Origin of the sequence: Enterobacter sp. SM3, from assembly GCF_009811935.2 — a bacterium.
Lineage (GTDB): Bacteria > Pseudomonadota > Gammaproteobacteria > Enterobacterales > Enterobacteriaceae > Enterobacter > Enterobacter asburiae_D.
On record NZ_CP099971.1, the window covers coordinates 1371160 to 1388266 of the forward strand.

Consider the following 17107-nt stretch of genomic DNA (forward strand, 5'->3'; position numbering starts at 1 on the left):
GTCATCAAATGATCGATTATGAAGTATTGCGTTTTATCTGGTGGCTGTTGATCGGCGTTCTGCTGATCGGTTTCGCCGTCACGGATGGTTTCGACATGGGGGTGGGGATGCTCACCCGTTTCCTCGGTCGTAATGACACCGAGCGTCGAATCATGATCAACTCCATCGCCCCTCACTGGGACGGTAACCAGGTGTGGCTGATCACCGCAGGCGGCGCGCTGTTCGCTGCCTGGCCGATGGTCTACGCGGCTGCGTTCTCCGGTTTCTACGTGGCGATGATTCTGGTGCTGGCCTCTTTATTCTTCCGTCCGGTCGGTTTCGACTACCGTTCTAAGATTGAAGACACCCGCTGGCGCAACATGTGGGACTGGGGCATCTTCATCGGTAGCTTCGTTCCACCGCTCGTGATCGGCGTGGCGTTCGGTAACCTGCTGCAGGGCGTACCGTTCCACCTGGACGAATACATGCGTCTTTACTACACCGGTAACTTCTTCCAGCTGCTGAATCCGTTTGGTCTGCTGGCAGGCGTGGTGAGCGTGGCGATGATCATCACTCAGGGCGCAACCTACCTGCAGATGCGTACGGTTGGTGAACTGCACCTGCGTTCCCGTGCTACTGCTCAGGTTGCGGCACTGGTGACGCTGGTCTGCTTCGCGCTGGCCGGTGTGTGGGTGGTGTACGGCATTGATGGCTACGTGGTGACGTCTGCGATTAACCATACGGCCCCGTCTAACCCGCTGACCAAAGAAGTGGCGCGTCAGGCAGGGGCATGGCTGGTGAACTTTAACAATACCCCTGCGCTGTGGGCTATCCCGGCTCTGGGCGTATTGCTGCCGCTGCTGACCGTGTTGACGTCTCGTCTGGAGAAAGGCGCTCTGGCGTTCGTATTCTCATCACTGACCCTGGCGTGCATCATCCTGACATCGGGTATTGCGATGTTCCCATTCGTCATGCCATCCAGCACCATGCTGAATGCTAGCCTGACCATGTGGGATGCAACGTCCAGCCATATGACGCTGAACCTGATGACGTATGTTGCTTGCGTGTTCGTTCCGATTGTTCTGGCCTACACCATCTGGTGTTACTGGAAAATGTTCGGTCGCATCACGAAAGAACATATCGAAAGCAACACCCACTCTATGTACTAAGTAAGGAGCTGAATATGTGGTATTTCGCATGGATTTTAGGGACGCTTCTTGCCTGTGCATTTGGTGTCATCACTGCCCTGGCGCTTGAGCACGTCGAAGCGACCAAAGCGGGTGAAGAAAAACACTAATGAATATTATCGCAACGTTATATGCGGTAATGGACAAGCGCCCGTTACGGGCGCTTTCTTTAGTGATGGCATTACTGCTGGCAGGTTGTATCTTCTGGGACCCTTCGCGCTTTGCAGCGAAAACCAGCGAGCTTGAAATCTGGCACGGCTTCCTCATTATGTGGGCGGTGTGTGCAGGTGTGATCCACGGCGTGGGCTTTCGTCCGAAAGCCGTTCACTGGCAGGGAATTTTTTGCCCGCTGATTGCCGATCTGGTGCTTCTCGCCGGTTTGATTTTCTTCTTCTTCTGAATAAGAAATGTCCGTTAACGTTATGGGCTTACCCAAGCCCATAAAAATTTACTCTCCGTTTACTTTCTCCCATTCCCAACCCTCTTTCCCGCGCGTATAGTAGCGAAGTTTAAAAGCATTAACTTTTGTTGCATTACCGGGATGTAAAGTGAATACAACGCTGTTTCGATGGCCGGTTCGTGTCTATTACGAAGATACCGATGCCGGTGGTGTGGTTTACCACGCCAGCTACGTTGCTTTTTATGAACGGGCACGCACAGAGATGCTGCGCCATCATCACTTTAGTCAACAGGTACTGTTGGCTGAGCGAGTTGCCTTCGTGGTTCGCAAGATGACGCTTGAGTATTTTGCGCCTGCCAGACTCGACGATATGCTCGAAGTCCAAACTGAAATTACATCAATGCGCGGAACCTCACTGGTTTTCACGCAGCGGATAGTCAACGCAGAGAATACCGTACTGAACTCAGCTGAAGTACTGATTGTTTGTGTTGATCCAACCATAATGAAGCCTCGTGCGCTTCCTAAGTCTATTGTCGCGGAGTTTAAGCAGTGACTGACATGAATATCCTTGATTTGTTCCTGAAGGCAAGCCTTCTGGTTAAACTTATCATGTTGATTTTGATTGGTTTTTCAATCGCATCCTGGGCCATCATCATCCAGAGAACGCGTATCCTCAATGCCGCTGGCCGTGAAGCCGAAGCCTTTGAAGATAAGTTCTGGTCGGGTATTGAGCTTTCTCGTCTGTATCAGGAAAGCCAGGGGCGCCGTGAAAACCTTACAGGCTCCGAGCAAATTTTTTATAGCGGTTTCAAAGAGTTTGCCCGTCTGCATCGTGCAAACAATCATGCGCCGGAAGCGGTGGTGGAAGGTGCCTCGCGTGCGATGCGCATCTCTATGAACCGCGAGCTGGAAAATCTCGAAACGCATATTCCATTCCTCGGCACTGTCGGTTCCATCAGCCCGTATATCGGCCTGTTTGGTACCGTGTGGGGGATCATGCACGCCTTTATCGCGCTGGGCGCGGTGAAGCAGGCGACGTTGCAGATGGTTGCACCGGGTATCGCTGAAGCACTGATTGCGACCGCTATCGGTCTGTTTGCGGCAATTCCGGCGGTTATGGCTTACAACCGTCTGAACCAGCGCGTGAACAAACTGGAACTGAACTACGACAACTTTATGGAAGAGTTCACTGCGATTCTGCACCGTCAGGCGTTTACCAGCACCGAGAGCAACAAGGGGTAAACCATGGCCAGATCGCGTGGACGAGGTCGTCGCGAGCTCAAGTCCGAAATCAATATCGTTCCACTGCTGGACGTCCTGCTGGTACTGCTGCTGATCTTTATGGCGACAGCGCCAATCATTACCCAGAGCGTGGAAGTGGATCTGCCGGATGCGACAGAATCACAGGCGGTGAGCACCAATGACGATCCTCCGGTTATCATTGAGGTTTCCGGCGTAGGGCAATACAGCGTCGTGGTCGAGAAAGATCGTATGGATCAGCTGCCGCCTGAGCAGGTGATTGCTGAAGCGCAGCGTCGCCTGGAGTCAAATCCGAAAACGGTCTTCTTAATCGGTGGCGCGAAAGACGTACCCTACGATGAAATTATTAAAGCGCTGAACTTGCTACATAGTGCGGGTGTTAAGTCAGTTGGCTTAATGACCCAACCTATTTGATCATCCGCGTAGTTTTTGGGAACCGATAGTGTCAAAGGCAACCGAACAGAACGACAAGCTTAAGCGAGCGATAATCGTCTCCGCAGTGCTGCACGTTATTCTCTTTGCAGCGCTGATCTGGAGTTCGTTCGACGAGCATATTGATGCATCAGCCGGCGGCGGTGGAGGGTCTTCCATTGACGCCGTGATGGTGGATCCCGGTGCGGTAGTACAGAACTATAATCGCGAGCAACAGCAGAAGGCGAGTGCCAAACGGGCTGAAGAGCAGCGCGAAAAACAGTCGCAACAGCAGGCGGAAGAACTGCGTGAAAAGCAGGCCGCAGAGCAGGAGCGTCTGAAGCAGCTTGAGAAAGAACGTTTGCAGGCGCAGGAAGCTGCGAAAGAGCAGGCGGAGCAGCAGAAACAAGCCGAAGAGGCCGCGAAGAAAGCCCAGGAACAGCAAAAGCAGGCGGAAGAGGCGGCAGCAAAAGCCGCAGCGGACGCGAAAGCACAGGCTGATGCCCAGGCAAAATTAGCGGCAGAAGCGGCGAAGAAAGCCGCTGCAGATGCTCAGAAGAAAGCTGAAGCAGAAGCGGCGAAGAAAGCCGCGGCTGATGCCCAGAAGAAAGCTGAAGCGGAAGCGGCGAAGAAAGCCGCTGCCGATGCTCAGAAGAAAGCCGAAGCGGAAGCTGCGAAGAAAGCCGCTGCTGATGCTCAGAAGAAAGCGGAAGCCGAAGCCGCGAAGAAAGCCGCTCAGGACGCAGAGAAGAAAGCTGCTGCCGAGGCCGCTAAGAAAGCGGCTGCTGCTGAGAAAGCGGCAGCAGAAAAAGCAGCCGCCGCAGAAAAAGCCGCTGCTGATAAAAAAGCTGCAGCTGAGAAGGCCGCTGCCGATAAGAAAGCAGCAGCTGAAAAAGCCGCTGCGAAGAAGGCTGCCGCCGCTGAAAAAGCTGCTGCTGCCGCAGGGGTTGACGATCTGCTGGGCGATTTGAGCTCCGGTAAGAATGCACCGAAAGCGGGCGGTGGGGCGAAAGGAAACAACGCAGCGCCGACCGGAAGTGGTAACACTAAGAGTAACGGTGCGAGCGGGGCTGAAATCAACGGTTATGCCGCGCAGATTAAATCCGCTATTGAAAGCCGATTCTATGATGCGTCTTCCTATACCGGTAAAACGTGTACGTTGCGTATAAAACTGGCTCCGGACGGCATGCTGCTGGATATTAAGTCTGAAGGTGGCGACCCGGCTTTATGTACTGCGGCCCTGGCTGCAGCGCGTCAGGCGAAGATGCCTAAACCGCCGTCTCAGGCCGTTTACGAAGTCTTTAAAAATGCGCCGCTGGACTTCAAACCTTAAGTTACATTTTCCCCGTGCAAACGGGGAAAAATAGACCAGGTTTAGTCACAGGGTTCTGGTAGTTTTGTCTATTTGAGTTTGTTAACATTCTGCTAAATTATCGTGGGTAAGGTTACCCGGATAAGGGAGATATGATGAAGCAGGCATTACGTGTAGCATTTGGTTTTTTAATGCTGTGGGCAGCAGTACTGCACGCAGAAGTACGTATCGAGATCACCCAGGGGGTGGACTCGGCACGCCCAATCGGTGTTGTTCCGTTCCAGTGGGCCGGTCCTGGCGCTGCACCTGAAGATGCCGGTGGCATCGTGGCGGCTGACCTGCGTAACAGCGGTAAATTCAACCCGTTAGATCGTTCTCGTCTGCCTCAGCAGCCGGGTAGCGCGCAGGAAGTACAGCCTGCTGCATGGTCTGCACTGGGTATTGATGCCGTGGTTGTGGGTCAGGTTACGCCTAACCCGGACGGCTCCTACAACGTGGCCTGGCAGCTGGTGGATACCGGCGGTGCACCGGGTACCGTTCTGGCACAGAACTCTTACAAGGTCACTAAGCAGTACCTGCGCTACGCGGCACACGCTGCCAGCGATGCGGTATTTGAAAAACTGACCGGCATTAAAGGGGCGTTCCGTACCCGTATTGCTTATGTGGTGCAGACCAACGGTGGTCAGTTCCCGTATGAGCTGCGCGTATCTGACTACGACGGCTACAACCAGTTTCTGGTGAAACGTTCTTCACAGCCGCTGATGTCTCCAGCCTGGTCTCCGGACGGTTCTAAACTGGCCTATGTGACCTTCGAAAGCGGCCGTTCAGCGCTTGTTATCCAGACGCTGGCAAACGGTGCTGTTCGTCAGGTTGCCTCTTTCCCACGTCACAACGGTGCGCCTTCGTTCTCTCCGGACGGGTCTAAACTGGCCTTTGCGCTGTCAAAAACCGGTAGCCTGAACCTGTACGTGATGGACATTGGCTCTGGCCAGATCCGTCAGGTGACCGACGGTCGCAGCAACAACACCGAACCTTCATGGTTCCCGGACAGTCAAAACCTGGCGTTTACCTCTGACCAGGCTGGCCGTCCACAAATCTATAAAGTCAACATCAACGGCGGGGCTCCGCAGCGTATTACCTGGGAAGGTTCGCAGAACCAGAACGCAGACGTGAGCACCGACGGTAAATTTATGGTAATGGTCAGCTCGAACGGTGGGCAGCAGCACATTGCCAAACAAGATCTGGTAGCGGGTGGCGTGCAAGTTCTGTCGTCAACGTTCCTGGATGAAACGCCAAGTCTGGCACCTAACGGCACTATGGTAATCTACAGCTCTTCTCAGGGGATGGGATCTGTGCTGAATCTGGTTTCTACAGATGGGCGTTTCAAAGCGCGTATTCCGGCAACTGATGGACAGGTAAAATCACCTGCCTGGTCGCCGTATCTGTAAATAATAATTAATTGATTACTAAAGGAATCATAGAAATGCAACTGAACAAAGTGCTGAAGGGGCTGATGATCGCTCTGCCTGTAATGGCAATCGCAGCGTGTTCTTCTAACAAGAACGCAAGCAATGACCAGAGCGGCGAAGGCATGATGGGTGCCGGCACCGGTATGGACGCGAACGGCAATGGCAACATGTCTTCTGAAGAGCAAGCGCGTCTTCAGATGCAGCAGCTGCAGCAGAACAACATCGTTTACTTCGATCTGGATAAATACGACATCCGTTCTGACTTCGCTGCGATGCTGGATGCGCACGCTAACTTCCTGCGTAGCAACCCATCTTACAAAGTCACCGTAGAAGGTCACGCGGACGAACGTGGTACTCCAGAGTACAACATCTCCCTGGGTGAACGTCGTGCTAACGCTGTTAAAATGTACCTGCAGGGTAAAGGCGTTTCTGCTGACCAGATCTCCATCGTTTCTTACGGTAAAGAAAAACCTGCAGTACTGGGTCACGACGAAGCGGCTTACTCCAAAAACCGTCGTGCCGTACTGGTTTACTAAGAGAATTGCATGAGCAGTAACTTCAGACATCATCTGTTGAGTCTGTCGTTACTGGTTGGAATAGCGGCCCCCTGGGCCGCTTTTGCTCAGGCACCAATCAGTAGTGTCGGCTCAGGCTCGGTAGAAGACCGGGTCACTCAACTCGAGCGTATTTCTAACGCTCACAGCCAGCTTTTAACCCAACTCCAGCAACAGCTCTCCGATAACCAGAATGATATTGACTCTCTCCGCGGCCAGATTCAGGAAAGCCAGTATCAGCTTAACCAGGTTGTGGAACGTCAGAAGCAAATCTTGTTGCAGATAGATAGCCTGAGCAGCGGTGGTGCAGCAGCACAAGCACAGCCAGCCGCGGGCGATCAGAGCGGGGCGGCGACATCAGCTCCGGCTGCGGATGCTTCTGCTTCAACAGGTGCGCCTGTACAGAGCGGTGACGCGAATACGGACTACAACGCGGCCATTGCCCTGGTGCAGGATCAATCTCGTCAGGATGACGCGCTTGCTGCGTTTCAGAACTTTGTTAAGAAATACCCTGATTCTACTTATCAGCCAAATGCGAATTACTGGCTCGGTCAGCTGAATTACAACAAGGGTAAAAAGGACGATGCGGCGTTTTATTTTGCCTCCGTGGTAAAAAATTACCCGAAATCGCCAAAAGCACCTGATGCGATGTACAAAGTGGGCGTCATCATGCAGGACAAAGGCGACACTGCGAAAGCCAAAGCGGTTTATCAGCAGGTGGTCTCTAAATTCCCGGGTACCGAAGGTGCTAAGCAGGCGCAAAAACGTCTGAATTCGATGGGATGATTACCGCATGACCAGAAATCGCGTTATTTCTGGTCGTGCAGCATGATTCGTAAGCAGTTAAGTGATCTTCATCGAAATTTTTGTTGCGCTGAATTCTTAAATCAGTAATATATGCCGCCGTTGCCACGGGATATCAAACAACGTGAAAACAGCGTAAAAGTGGGTCGTTAGCTCAGTTGGTAGAGCAGTTGACTTTTAATCAATTGGTCGCAGGTTCGAATCCTGCACGACCCACCACTTAACGCATACCGGTAGTACAGAGTGGGTGATTAGCTCAGTTGGTAGAGCATCTCCTTTACACGGAGGGGGTCGGCGGTTCGAGCCCGTCATCACCCACCACTCGGGTCGTTAGCTCAGTTGGTAGAGCAGTTGACTTTTAATCAATTGGTCGCAGGTTCGAATCCTGCACGACCCACCACTCTCCGGTGGTACCGAGTAAAAATCTTCGAAGTCAGCACCCGAATGGGTCGTTAGCTCAGTTGGTAGAGCAGTTGACTTTTAATCAATTGGTCGCAGGTTCGAATCCTGCACGACCCACCACTTCGAAGAAAAAAATCCCGCAAGGGGTCGTTAGCTCAGTTGGTAGAGCAGTTGACTTTTAATCAATTGGTCGCAGGTTCGAATCCTGCACGACCCACCAGTGTAGAAAGGCGCCCTAAAGGCGCCTTTTTGCTATCTGCAGTTTTTGTAGGTCGGGTAAGGCGAAGCCGCCACCCAACAAATGCTATCCGCACCTATTTCCGGTGACTTTTCCGCTCATATTCGCTATCTTGTTTAGTATACAAAACACAATTGCCACGCGTTTTGCTATGTCATGCAAAAGAAAGGCAATATTGTTAAGCCCGTAAAACGAGAAGCCATAATGAGTGTGATGTTTGATCCTGAAGCTGCAATCTATCCGTTTCCGCCCAAGCCTGTCCCGCTAAGCCTGGATGAAAAGCAATTCTATCGCGAGAAGATCAAACGTCTTCTCAAAGAACGAGATGCGGTGATGGTGGCCCATTACTACACCGACCCGGAAATTCAGCAGCTGGCGGAAGAGACCGGGGGCTGTATCTCTGACTCACTGGAGATGGCACGCTTCGGTGCAAGACATCCCGCTTCCACGCTGCTGGTTGCCGGCGTGCGTTTTATGGGGGAAACGGCAAAGATCCTGAGCCCTGAAAAAACCATTCTGATGCCCACGCTTAACGCGGAGTGTTCGCTGGATCTCGGCTGCCCGATTGACGAATTCACGGCCTTCTGTGATGCCCACCCTGACCGCACCGTGGTGGTTTACGCCAATACCTCTGCGGCGGTAAAAGCGCGGGCAGACTGGGTAGTCACGTCGAGCATCGCCGTTGAGCTGATTGAACATCTGGACAGCCTGGGAGAGAAGATTATCTGGGCGCCTGACCGTCATCTTGGAAATTATGTCCAGAAGCAGACGGGGGCTGACGTTCTCTGCTGGCAGGGCGCCTGCATTGTGCACGACGAATTCAAAACCCAGGCGCTGGCGCGCATGAAGGCACTTTATCCTGGCGCCGCGATCCTTGTTCACCCGGAATCACCGCAGTCGATAGTCGACATGGCGGATGCCGTGGGCTCAACCAGCCAGCTTATCAACGCGGCCAGGACGTTGCCTCACAAGCAGCTCATCGTGGCGACCGATCGCGGTATCTTCTATAAGATGCAGCAGGCCGTGCCGGAGAAAGAGCTCCTTGAAGCGCCAACGGCGGGTGAGGGCGCAACGTGTCGCAGCTGTGCGCATTGCCCGTGGATGGCGATGAACGGCCTGAAGGCCATTGCCGAAGGGCTCGAGACAGGCGGTGCAGCACATGAAATCCATGTGGATGCGGCTCTGCGTGAAGGTGCGTTAATTCCGCTTAACCGCATGCTGGATTTTGCGGCTACACTACGTACTTAATTCACTACGCCCCGGGGAAAAGATGGATTTTTTTAGCACGCAGAACATTCTGGTTCATATACCGATTGGTGCAGGTGGCTATGACCTGTCATGGATTGAGGCCGTTGGCACGCTGGCGGGGTTACTCTGTATCTGGCTAGCCAGCCTGGAGAAGATCAGCAACTATGCGTTCGGGCTGATTAACGTTACGCTGTTTGCGATTATCTTCTTCCAGATCCAGCTGTACGCCAGCCTGCTTTTGCAGCTGTTCTTCTTCGCCGCCAATATCTACGGCTGGTACGCGTGGTCGCGTCAGAACAGCCAGCAGGAGGCAGAGCTGCAGATCCGCTGGCTGCCCTTGCCGAAAGCCATCGCCTGGCTTGTCGCCTGTGTGGTCGCGATTGGCTTAATGACCGTCTATATCAACCCGGTGTTTGCGTTCCTGACCCGCGTTGCCGTCTCGGTCATGTCCGATTTCGGCCTGAACGTGACGATGCCTGTCCTCCAGCCGGATGCCTTCCCGTTCTGGGATTCCTGCATGATGGTGCTGTCGATTGCGGCGATGATCCTGATGACCCGTAAATACGTTGAGAACTGGCTGCTGTGGGTCATCATCAACGTGATTAGCGTGGCGATCTTCGCGCTGCAGGGCGTCTATGCGATGTCGCTGGAATATCTGCTGCTGACCTTCATCGCGCTGAACGGCAGCCGGATGTGGATTAACAGCGCGCGTGAGCGAGGCTCTCACGCGCTTTCCAGCTAATGGTGGTGATGATCTGAATGTCCGGACTGCGCCTCGTTAAGGTGGCAGTCCGGCCCGTTACAGGGTTGATACTCCATCTGGATGGTGGCGTGGCCAATTTCGTAGTGATGTTCAAGAAAATGCTGGATGCGCTCAAGCAGCGCATCGTGGTCGTGAGGCGGGATCACCTGGACGTGCAGCGTCATGACCGGTTTCTCCCCTACCAGCCAGACGTGAACATGATGAACGTTGCGTACTTCCGGGACTGAACGGCGCAGGTTGCGCTTCAGCTCGTCAATATCCATCGATGCCGGTGCCCCTTCAAGCAGTTCATTCACGCTCTCCTTCAGCAGCCGCCAGGCGCTGCGCAGGACCAGACACGACACCAGTACGGACAGAATCGGATCGACAGGCGTCCAGCCGGTGTAGAGGATCACCAGCGCGGCGACAATCGCCCCGACTGAGCCGAGCAAATCCCCCAGAACATGCAGAGCCGCCGCGCGCACGTTGAGGTTCTTTTCCCCGCTGCCGCGGTGCAAAATCCAGAAGGCCAGGATATTTGCCAGCAGCCCCGCCACGGCAATCACCATCATTGTCGCCCCGGCGATAGGCTGCGGGTGTCTGAAACGCTGTACGGCCTCCCAGACGATAAGAACGGTAATGACCACCAGCGCAATGGCGTTAACAAACGCGGCCAGGGTTGTCAGCCTCAGCCAGCCGAAGGTATGGCGCGCATTCGGAGGACGACGCGAAAACTGTACCGCCAGCAGGGCGAAGAGCAGCGCTGCGGCATCGGTCAGCATGTGTCCGGCATCAGCCAGAAGCGCCAGCGAGCCGGAAATCAGGCCGCCAACGACCTCGATAACCATAAACGTTGCCGTGACGCCAAAGGCCAGCATCAGTCGTTTAGCGTTGTCGTTGCCGGGAGAGTACGAGTGGGAATGGGAGTGCGCCATGTCTGCTTTCCTGATGTGTTATTGTTTTTAGTGTAGCGTTTTTAATAGGTTACTCCAAAAAAAAGGAGAGCCAGAGCTCTCCTTTTTATTCCCGTTCACAACCCATTACTGGGTTGTGCCGTCGGTTTTAGTATTCGCGTCGTTTCCGACTTTGTCATTTGGATCGGGGCATTTGCCGTCCTTACACATCGAGTTCTTATGAACCTCATCCGAACTCATATTGTCATGATTCATGGTGCCGGAACCGCTGCCGTTGGGATGCAGCATCGTGCCGCCGGTGTTGGTGTTGCCGGTATTGATCTGGCTGTTGTCGACATTATTCGGGGCAATATTCTGTTTCGCATCAGGGGCGGGCTGGCCTGCTGCCGCAGCCGCATTCGCATCCCCGTTGCTGTCTGATGTGCCCGTTTCCGCAGCCAGGACGCTGCCGCTGGCCAGAGTGAGTGTGGCGGTCAGGAAGAGGGTTGCCAGTTTTGTCATTTTCATCATGGTGCTCCTGTTCTTGTCGTTACGCTGGATAACATTCTCCAACAGTGCATCTTTTTCAGAGGCGAAAGATTCCGCCTTACGGACTTTCGTCAGTAGGGAATCGCGTTTAAGCGTGTAAAATTGGTTGTTACAGTTAAAAAGCTTAGGTTAGATCTCATTTTTCGCTATTTTGTGGCGATTTTTAGGCGAATTCCAGGAATTATCTGCGTGAAGTGTAAAACCGTGTTTACACTTCCTGGTCGACAAGATAGATTGAAAGGATTGCTTTCATTACTAAAGATATGGCAGAGCTGGAAAGAAAATGAATTATCAGAACGACGATTTACGCATTAAAGAGATCAATGAGTTATTACCTCCTGTAGCGCTCCTTGAGAAATTCCCCGCCACTGAAAATGCCGCAAACACGGTTTCTCATGCTCGTAAAGCGATCCATAAGATCCTGAAAGGTAATGACGATCGTCTTCTGGTGGTGATTGGCCCGTGCTCCATTCACGATCCTGCAGCCGCGAAAGAGTACGCAGCCCGTCTACTCACTCTGCGTGAAGAGCTGAAGGACGAGCTGGAAATCGTCATGCGCGTCTATTTTGAAAAACCGCGCACCACCGTGGGCTGGAAAGGGCTGATTAACGATCCGCACATGGATAACAGCTTCCAGATCAACGACGGTCTGCGCATTGCGCGCAAGCTGCTGCTGGAGATCAACGACAGCGGCCTGCCAGCGGCCGGTGAATTCCTCGACATGATTACGCCACAATACCTGGCAGACCTGATGAGCTGGGGCGCAATTGGTGCCCGCACAACAGAATCTCAGGTGCACCGCGAGCTGGCGTCCGGTCTCTCTTGCCCGGTGGGTTTCAAAAACGGCACTGACGGCACGATGAAGGTAGCTATTGATGCCATCAACGCAGCGGGCGCGCCGCACTGCTTCCTGTCGGTGACCAAATGGGGCCATTCCGCCATCGTTAACACCAGCGGCAACGGCGACTGCCATATCATTCTGCGCGGCGGCAAAGAGCCAAACTACAGTGCGAAACACGTTGCAGAGGTAAAAGTCGGGCTGGAAAAAGCCGGGCTGCCACCGCAGGTGATGATCGATTTCAGCCATGCCAACTCCAGCAAGCAGTTTAAAAAGCAGATGGAAGTGGGTGCCGACGTCTGTCAGCAGATTGCCGGCGGTGAGAAGGCGGTGATTGGGGTGATGATCGAAAGCCATCTGGTTGAAGGTAACCAGAACCTGGAAGGCAGCGAACCGCTGGTGTATGGCAAAAGCGTGACCGATGCCTGCATTGGCTGGGACGATACCGATACCATCCTGCGTCAGCTGGCGAATGCGGTAAAAGCGCGTCGCGGTTAATTCGAATGCACAAATAAAAAAGCGCGGAAGGCTCCGCGCTTTTTTTATGTCTGGCGAAAATTACTTCGCTTTACCCTGGTTCGCGACAGCCGCTGCTTTCGCCGCGATCTCTTCTGCGTTACCCAGATAGTAGTGTTTGATTGGTTTGAAGTTTTCGTCGAACTCATACACCAGCGGTACGCCAGTTGGGATGTTCAGTTCGAGGATTTCGTCTTCACCCATGTTGTCCAGGTATTTCACCAGCGCGCGCAGGGAGTTACCGTGAGCAGCGATGATCACGCGCTCGCCGCTTTTCAGGCGTGGCAGAATGGTTTCGTTCCAGTAAGGCACAACGCGGTCGATGGTCAGCGCCAGGCTCTCGGTGGTTGGCAGCTCAGCGTCGGTCAGCTTCGCGTAACGCGGGTCGTGGCCCGGGTAGCGCTCGTCATCTTTGGTCAGCTCTGGTGGGGTGATTGCGAAGCCGCGACGCCACTGTTTAACCTGCTCGTCGCCATATTTCTCAGCGGTTTCCGCTTTGTTCAGGCCCTGCAGCGCACCGTAGTGACGTTCGTTCAGTTTCCAGGACTTCTCAACCGGCAGCCAGGCCTGATCCAGTTCGTCCAGCACATTCCACAGGGTGTGGATGGCACGTTTCAGCACAGAGGTGTAAGCAAAATCAAAGCTGAAGCCTTCTTCCTTCAGCAGTTTACCTGCTGCTTTTGCTTCGCTTACGCCTTTCTCAGACAGATCAACGTCGTACCAACCGGTAAAGCGGTTTTCGTTGTTCCACTGGCTTTCGCCGTGACGCACCAGGACCAGCTTAGTAATAGCCATCTCTTACTCCTCAAGCATTTTTAGAATGATAACAATTCTCATTATATTGCCGTGGCGGTGCCACCAGCAACGCTTAACCCTAACCATAGCGAAAATAGTCTCTGAGTGTAAGATGCTTGTGAATCCAGGGTTATGATTTTGTCTGCGATCGGCGCTATTTTCAGCAAGACGCGCAGAAAAAAGCCCTCGTTGTGAGGGCTGGCGTTTTTTGCCGGATGGCGCTTCGCTTATCCGGCCTACCCGTAGGCCCGTGCAAGCGTAGCGCCGCCGGGCATTAAGCGCGCGGAATGAAATGATACTCGGTAACGCTCACGTACTCTTCACCCGGGCGCAGCACGCAGTCCGGCTGTGGCCATTCCGGATGGTTCGGGCTGTCCGGCAGGAACTCGCTCTCCAGCGCCAGGCCTTGCCAGTCGCTGTACTCATCGTGTTCGCGCGCCGTCGTGCCGCCGAGGTAGTTGCCTGAGTAAAACTGCAGAGCAGGGGCGGTGGTATAAACCGTCATCTGCAGCTTCTCATCCGCAGACCAGACCTGCGCGGCAGGTTGTTTCACATCGCCTTTGGCCTGCAGCAGGAAAGCGTGATCGTAGCCTTTTACCTTACGCTGATCGTCATCGCTCAGGAAATCCTGGGCGATGGATTTCGCGCTGCGGAAGTCAAAGCTGGTGCCGCTCACGTCTTTGAGGCCCTGATGCGGAATGCCCATCTCGTCAACCGGCAGATACGCATCCGCCAGGATCTTAAGCTTGTGGTTGCGAACGTCGCACTGGTTACCGTCCAGGTTGAAATACGCGTGATTGGTCAGGTTGACCGGACACGGCTTATCGACCGTCGCACGGTATTCAATGGCGATACGGTTGTCGTCGGTCAGCGTAAAGCGCGCGGACGCGGTAAGGTTCCCCGGGAAGCCCTGATCGCCATCAGGCGAATCCAGCGAGAACAGCACTTCGCCGTCGTTTTGACGAACAATCTTCCAGCGGCGTTTATCAAACCCGTCCGGTCCGCCGTGCAGCTGGTTCTCACCCTGGCTTGGAAGCAGGGTGTACTGCACGCCGTCGAGCTCAAAACGGCTCTTCGCGATGCGGTTAGCATAGCGCCCAACGGACGCGCCCAGATAGGCGGACTGATTGATGTACTGCTCAGGCGAGGCGCAGCCGAGCAGGGTCTCTCGCACGCTGCCGTCCGGCATCGGTACGCGGGCAGAAAGCAGGGTTGCCCCCCAGTCCATCACCGTAACGACCATCCCCGCGCTGTTGCGCAGGGTTAACAGGCGATACGGCAGACCATCCGGTGCAAGGGTAGGTGTTTCGTTTAGCACTGTCCGGCTCCTTGTGATGCTTTGCAAACATAGAAGGTTTCTTTGATACCCGTTTTCGCTTCGTACTGCTTCGCCACGGCCTCCTGTACGGCAGGGACCAGTTCTTCAGGCACCAGCGCAACGATACAGCCGCCAAAGCCGCCGCCCGTCATGCGCACGCCGCCTTTGTCGCCGATGGTGGCTTTGACGATGTCCACCAGGGTGTCGATCTGCGGAACGGTGATTTCAAAATCATCGCGCATGGAGGCGTGAGATTCCGCCATCAGCTCACCCATACGTTTCAGATCGCCTTTCGCCAGCGCGGACGCGGCTTCAACGGTACGGGCATTTTCCGTCAGCACGTGACGAACGCGTTTGGCGACGACCGGATCCAGCTCGTGCGCCACTTTGTTAAATTCATTGAGCGTTACGTCGCGCAGGGCAGGCTGCTGGAAGAAGCGGGCGCCGGTTTCGCACTGTTGGCGGCGGGTGTTGTATTCGCTGCCCACCAGCGTGCGCTTAAAGTTGCTGTTGATAATCACCACGGCCGCGCCTTTCGGCAGGGGAACGGCTTTGGTACCGAGCGAGCGGCAATCAATTAACAGGGCATGCTCTTTTTTGCCCAGTGCGGATATCAGCTGGTCCATAATGCCGCAGTTACAGCCCACGAACTGGTTTTCTGCTTCCTGACCGTTCAGGGCGATTTGCGCGCCGTCCAGCGGCAGATGATAAAGCTGCTGAAACACGGTTCCCACGGCGACTTCCAGAGACGCAGAGGAGCTTAAGCCCGCACCCTGCGGCACGTTGCCGCTGATGACTAAATCTGCACCGCCAAAGTTCTTGTTACGCTTCTGAAGGTGTTTCACCACGCCGCGCACGTAGTTAGACCACTGCTGGCTGTCGTGTGTAACAATTGGGGCATCAAGGGAAAACTCGTCCGCCTCATTATCGTAATCCGCCGCAATCACGCGGACTTTACGGTCGTCGCGCTTCGCACAGCTGATGACGGTCTGGTAATCAATGGCGCACGGCAGAACGAAACCGTCGTTATAGTCGGTGTGTTCACCGATCAGGTTAACGCGGCCAGGTGCCTGGATAACGTGGGTGGCAGGGTAGCCAAATTTCTCAGCAAACAGGGATTGTGTTTTATCTTTCAGACTCATTTTTTAGACTCCTGATTCGCGATAGTGGACGTCGCTAACGGCACGCAGACGTTCTGCCGCCTGTTCCGCCGTCAGGTCACGCTGGGTTTCCGCCAGCATTTCATAGCCCACCATAAATTTACGCACCGTTGCAGAGCGCAGCAGCGGCGGATAGAAATGGGCGTGCAGCTGCCAGTGTTGATTCTCTTCGCCGTTAAACGGGGCGCCGTGCCAGCCCATGGAGTACGGGAAGGAGCACTGGAACAGGTTGTCGTAACGGCTGGTCAGCTTTTTCAGCGCCAGGGCAAGGTCGTCGCGCTGCGCGTCGCTGAGATCGGTGATGCGCTGCACGTGTGCTTTCGGCAGCAGCAGCGTTTCAAACGGCCAGGCGGCCCAGTAAGGGACGACGGCCAGCCAGTGTTCGGTTTCCACCACGGTGCGGCTGCCGTCGGCCAGCTCGCGCTGGGTGTAATCCACCAGCATCGGCGAACCGTTTTCCGCGTAATACGCTTTCTGCAGACGGTCTTCACGCTCGGCTTCGTTAGGCAGGAAGCTGTTCGCCCAGACCTGGCCGTGCGGGTGCGGGTTAGAGCAGCCCATCGCCGCACCTTTGTTTTCGAACACCTGCACCCACGGATAGCTCTGCCCCAGCTCTGCGGTTTGCGCCTGCCAGGTGCTGACGACCTCTTTCAGCGCGTCCACGCTCAGCTCCGGCAGCGTTTTGCTGTGATCGGGCGAGAAGCAGATCACGCGGCTGGTTCCGCGCGCGCTTTCGCAGCGCATCAGCGGATCGTGGCTTTCCGGCGCGTCCGGGGTGTCGGTCATCAGAGCGGCAAAATCGTTGGTGAAGACGAAGGTGCCTTTGTAGTCCGGGTTTTTATCCCCGGTGACGCGCGTGTTGCCCGGACAGAGGAAGCAGTCCGGGTCGTGCTGTGGCAGCGTCTGTTTTGCAGGCGTCTCCTGCGCCCCCTGCCAGGGGCGCTTGGCGCGATGCGGAGAAACTAAAATCCATTGCCCGCTTAACGGGTTAAAACGACGATGCGGATGATCGACGGGATTAAATTGCGTCAT

Annotated in this window: 19 protein-coding genes and 5 tRNA genes; 18 read left to right on the plus strand and 6 right to left on the minus strand. The window is 54.7% G+C overall.

Translation table 11 applies throughout. The annotated features are described in order from the left end of the window. Window positions 1-8: 8 nt before the first annotated feature. From cydB to pnuC, 17 genes are all read left to right on the plus strand, one after another. On the plus strand, window positions 9-1148 hold the full coding sequence (gene cydB, locus GVO84_RS06325) for a cytochrome d ubiquinol oxidase subunit II (protein WP_023334940.1): 1140 nt from the start codon (window positions 9-11) through the stop codon (window positions 1146-1148). A 14-nt stretch (window positions 1149-1162) separates the two neighbouring features. Beyond that, the gene (gene cydX / locus GVO84_RS06330; RefSeq protein WP_003858598.1) at window positions 1163-1276 is read left to right on the plus strand and encodes a cytochrome bd-I oxidase subunit CydX; all 114 of its coding nucleotides are present in this window, start codon (window positions 1163-1165) and stop codon (window positions 1274-1276) included. Beyond that, the gene (gene ybgE, locus GVO84_RS06335; RefSeq protein ID WP_010428735.1) at window positions 1276-1566 is read left to right on the plus strand and encodes a cyd operon protein YbgE; all 291 of its coding nucleotides are present in this window, start codon (window positions 1276-1278) and stop codon (window positions 1564-1566) included. The genes cydX and ybgE overlap by 1 nt, the downstream gene beginning before the upstream one ends. Before the next feature lie 148 nt (window positions 1567-1714). Beyond that, entirely contained in the window at window positions 1715-2119 is a 405-nt protein-coding gene (ybgC, locus tag GVO84_RS06340; protein ID WP_003858593.1) for a tol-pal system-associated acyl-CoA thioesterase, read from the plus strand. After that, window positions 2116-2808, plus strand: a complete 693-nt coding sequence (tolQ, locus tag GVO84_RS06345; RefSeq protein ID WP_008501101.1) for a Tol-Pal system protein TolQ — start codon at window positions 2116-2118, stop codon at window positions 2806-2808. Before ybgC ends, tolQ begins: the two co-directional genes overlap by 4 nt. Before the next feature lie 3 nt (window positions 2809-2811). Then, on the plus strand, window positions 2812-3240 hold the full coding sequence (gene tolR, locus GVO84_RS06350) for a colicin uptake protein TolR (protein WP_003858589.1): 429 nt from the start codon (window positions 2812-2814) through the stop codon (window positions 3238-3240). Between the two features lie 28 nt (window positions 3241-3268). Further along, entirely contained in the window at window positions 3269-4570 is a 1302-nt protein-coding gene (gene tolA, locus GVO84_RS06355; RefSeq protein WP_159513669.1) for a cell envelope integrity protein TolA, read from the plus strand. A gap of 134 nt (window positions 4571-4704) precedes the next feature. Further along, entirely contained in the window at window positions 4705-5997 is a 1293-nt protein-coding gene (gene tolB, locus GVO84_RS06360; protein ID WP_032638931.1) for a Tol-Pal system beta propeller repeat protein TolB, read from the plus strand. A gap of 35 nt (window positions 5998-6032) precedes the next feature. Beyond that, on the plus strand, window positions 6033-6554 hold the full coding sequence (pal, locus tag GVO84_RS06365) for a peptidoglycan-associated lipoprotein Pal (RefSeq protein WP_003858578.1): 522 nt from the start codon (window positions 6033-6035) through the stop codon (window positions 6552-6554). Between the two features lie 9 nt (window positions 6555-6563). Then, window positions 6564-7358, plus strand: a complete 795-nt coding sequence (gene cpoB / locus GVO84_RS06370) for a cell division protein CpoB (RefSeq protein WP_047648368.1) — start codon at window positions 6564-6566, stop codon at window positions 7356-7358. Window positions 7359-7519: 161 nt separating this feature from the next. Beyond that, window positions 7520-7595, plus strand: a tRNA-Lys gene (locus GVO84_RS06375). Window positions 7596-7621: 26 nt separating this feature from the next. Beyond that, a tRNA-Val gene (locus GVO84_RS06380) sits at window positions 7622-7697 on the plus strand. Window positions 7698-7700: 3 nt separating this feature from the next. Beyond that, window positions 7701-7776: transfer RNA gene (locus GVO84_RS06385), tRNA-Lys, on the plus strand. A gap of 46 nt (window positions 7777-7822) precedes the next feature. Continuing rightward, a tRNA-Lys gene (locus GVO84_RS06390) sits at window positions 7823-7898 on the plus strand. 24 nt (window positions 7899-7922) lie between these two features. Continuing rightward, window positions 7923-7998, plus strand: a tRNA-Lys gene (locus tag GVO84_RS06395). A gap of 222 nt (window positions 7999-8220) precedes the next feature. Next, entirely contained in the window at window positions 8221-9264 is a 1044-nt protein-coding gene (nadA, locus tag GVO84_RS06400; RefSeq protein WP_159513670.1) for a quinolinate synthase NadA, read from the plus strand. A gap of 22 nt (window positions 9265-9286) precedes the next feature. Then, complete coding sequence (gene pnuC / locus GVO84_RS06405; RefSeq protein ID WP_159513671.1) at window positions 9287-10006, plus strand: nicotinamide riboside transporter PnuC; 720 nt, start codon at window positions 9287-9289, stop codon at window positions 10004-10006. On the opposite strand, the gene zitB is transcribed toward pnuC, so the two are convergent. Continuing rightward, window positions 10003-10941: a CDF family zinc transporter ZitB gene (gene zitB, locus GVO84_RS06410; protein WP_159513672.1), complete on the minus strand. Its 939-nt coding sequence runs from the start codon at window positions 10939-10941 to the stop codon at window positions 10003-10005. The two genes, pnuC and zitB, sit on opposite strands and share 4 nt — an antisense overlap. A gap of 105 nt (window positions 10942-11046) precedes the next feature. Beyond that, window positions 11047-11427: a protein YbgS gene (locus tag GVO84_RS06415; protein ID WP_032661161.1), complete on the minus strand. Its 381-nt coding sequence runs from the start codon at window positions 11425-11427 to the stop codon at window positions 11047-11049. 304 nt (window positions 11428-11731) lie between these two features. On the opposite strand from GVO84_RS06415, the gene aroG reads away from it, so the two are divergent. Then, window positions 11732-12784, plus strand: a complete 1053-nt coding sequence (aroG, locus tag GVO84_RS06420) for a 3-deoxy-7-phosphoheptulonate synthase AroG (RefSeq protein ID WP_063143140.1) — start codon at window positions 11732-11734, stop codon at window positions 12782-12784. A 60-nt stretch (window positions 12785-12844) separates the two neighbouring features. On the opposite strand, the gene gpmA is transcribed toward aroG, so the two are convergent. The 4 genes from gpmA to galT form a co-directional block, all read right to left on the minus strand. Next, window positions 12845-13597: a 2,3-diphosphoglycerate-dependent phosphoglycerate mutase gene (gene gpmA, locus GVO84_RS06425; protein WP_023310804.1), complete on the minus strand. Its 753-nt coding sequence runs from the start codon at window positions 13595-13597 to the stop codon at window positions 12845-12847. A 274-nt stretch (window positions 13598-13871) separates the two neighbouring features. Further along, window positions 13872-14915 carry a galactose-1-epimerase gene (galM, locus tag GVO84_RS06430; RefSeq protein WP_159513673.1) on the minus strand — a complete coding sequence of 348 codons (1044 nt, stop codon included), beginning with the start codon at window positions 14913-14915 and terminating at the stop codon, window positions 13872-13874. After that, window positions 14909-16057: a galactokinase gene (galK, locus tag GVO84_RS06435; RefSeq protein WP_121425429.1), complete on the minus strand. Its 1149-nt coding sequence runs from the start codon at window positions 16055-16057 to the stop codon at window positions 14909-14911. The genes galM and galK overlap by 7 nt, the downstream gene beginning before the upstream one ends. A gap of 3 nt (window positions 16058-16060) precedes the next feature. Continuing rightward, entirely contained in the window at window positions 16061-17107 is a 1047-nt protein-coding gene (gene galT / locus GVO84_RS06440; RefSeq protein ID WP_047648356.1) for a galactose-1-phosphate uridylyltransferase, read from the minus strand.

Coding starts and splice junctions, on each gene's coding strand:
- cydB (WP_023334940.1), top strand. CDS start 9: ATGATCGATTATGAAGTATTGCGTTTTATCTGGTGGCTGTTGATCGGC.
- cydX (WP_003858598.1), top strand. CDS start 1,163: ATGTGGTATTTCGCATGGATTTTAGGGACGCTTCTTGCCTGTGCATTT.
- ybgE (WP_010428735.1), top strand. CDS start 1,276: ATGAATATTATCGCAACGTTATATGCGGTAATGGACAAGCGCCCGTTA.
- tolR (WP_003858589.1), top strand. CDS start 2,812: ATGGCCAGATCGCGTGGACGAGGTCGTCGCGAGCTCAAGTCCGAAATC.
- tolB (WP_032638931.1), top strand. CDS start 4,705: ATGAAGCAGGCATTACGTGTAGCATTTGGTTTTTTAATGCTGTGGGCA.
- pal (WP_003858578.1), top strand. CDS start 6,033: ATGCAACTGAACAAAGTGCTGAAGGGGCTGATGATCGCTCTGCCTGTA.
- cpoB (WP_047648368.1), top strand. CDS start 6,564: ATGAGCAGTAACTTCAGACATCATCTGTTGAGTCTGTCGTTACTGGTT.
- nadA (WP_159513670.1), top strand. CDS start 8,221: ATGAGTGTGATGTTTGATCCTGAAGCTGCAATCTATCCGTTTCCGCCC.
- pnuC (WP_159513671.1), top strand. CDS start 9,287: ATGGATTTTTTTAGCACGCAGAACATTCTGGTTCATATACCGATTGGT.
- zitB (WP_159513672.1), bottom strand. CDS start 10,941: ATGGCGCACTCCCATTCCCACTCGTACTCTCCCGGCAACGACAACGCT.
- GVO84_RS06415 (WP_032661161.1), bottom strand. CDS start 11,427: ATGAAAATGACAAAACTGGCAACCCTCTTCCTGACCGCCACACTCACT.
- aroG (WP_063143140.1), top strand. CDS start 11,732: ATGAATTATCAGAACGACGATTTACGCATTAAAGAGATCAATGAGTTA.
- gpmA (WP_023310804.1), bottom strand. CDS start 13,597: ATGGCTATTACTAAGCTGGTCCTGGTGCGTCACGGCGAAAGCCAGTGG.
- galK (WP_121425429.1), bottom strand. CDS start 16,057: ATGAGTCTGAAAGATAAAACACAATCCCTGTTTGCTGAGAAATTTGGC.
- galT (WP_047648356.1), bottom strand. CDS start 17,107: ATGACGCAATTTAATCCCGTCGATCATCCGCATCGTCGTTTTAACCCG.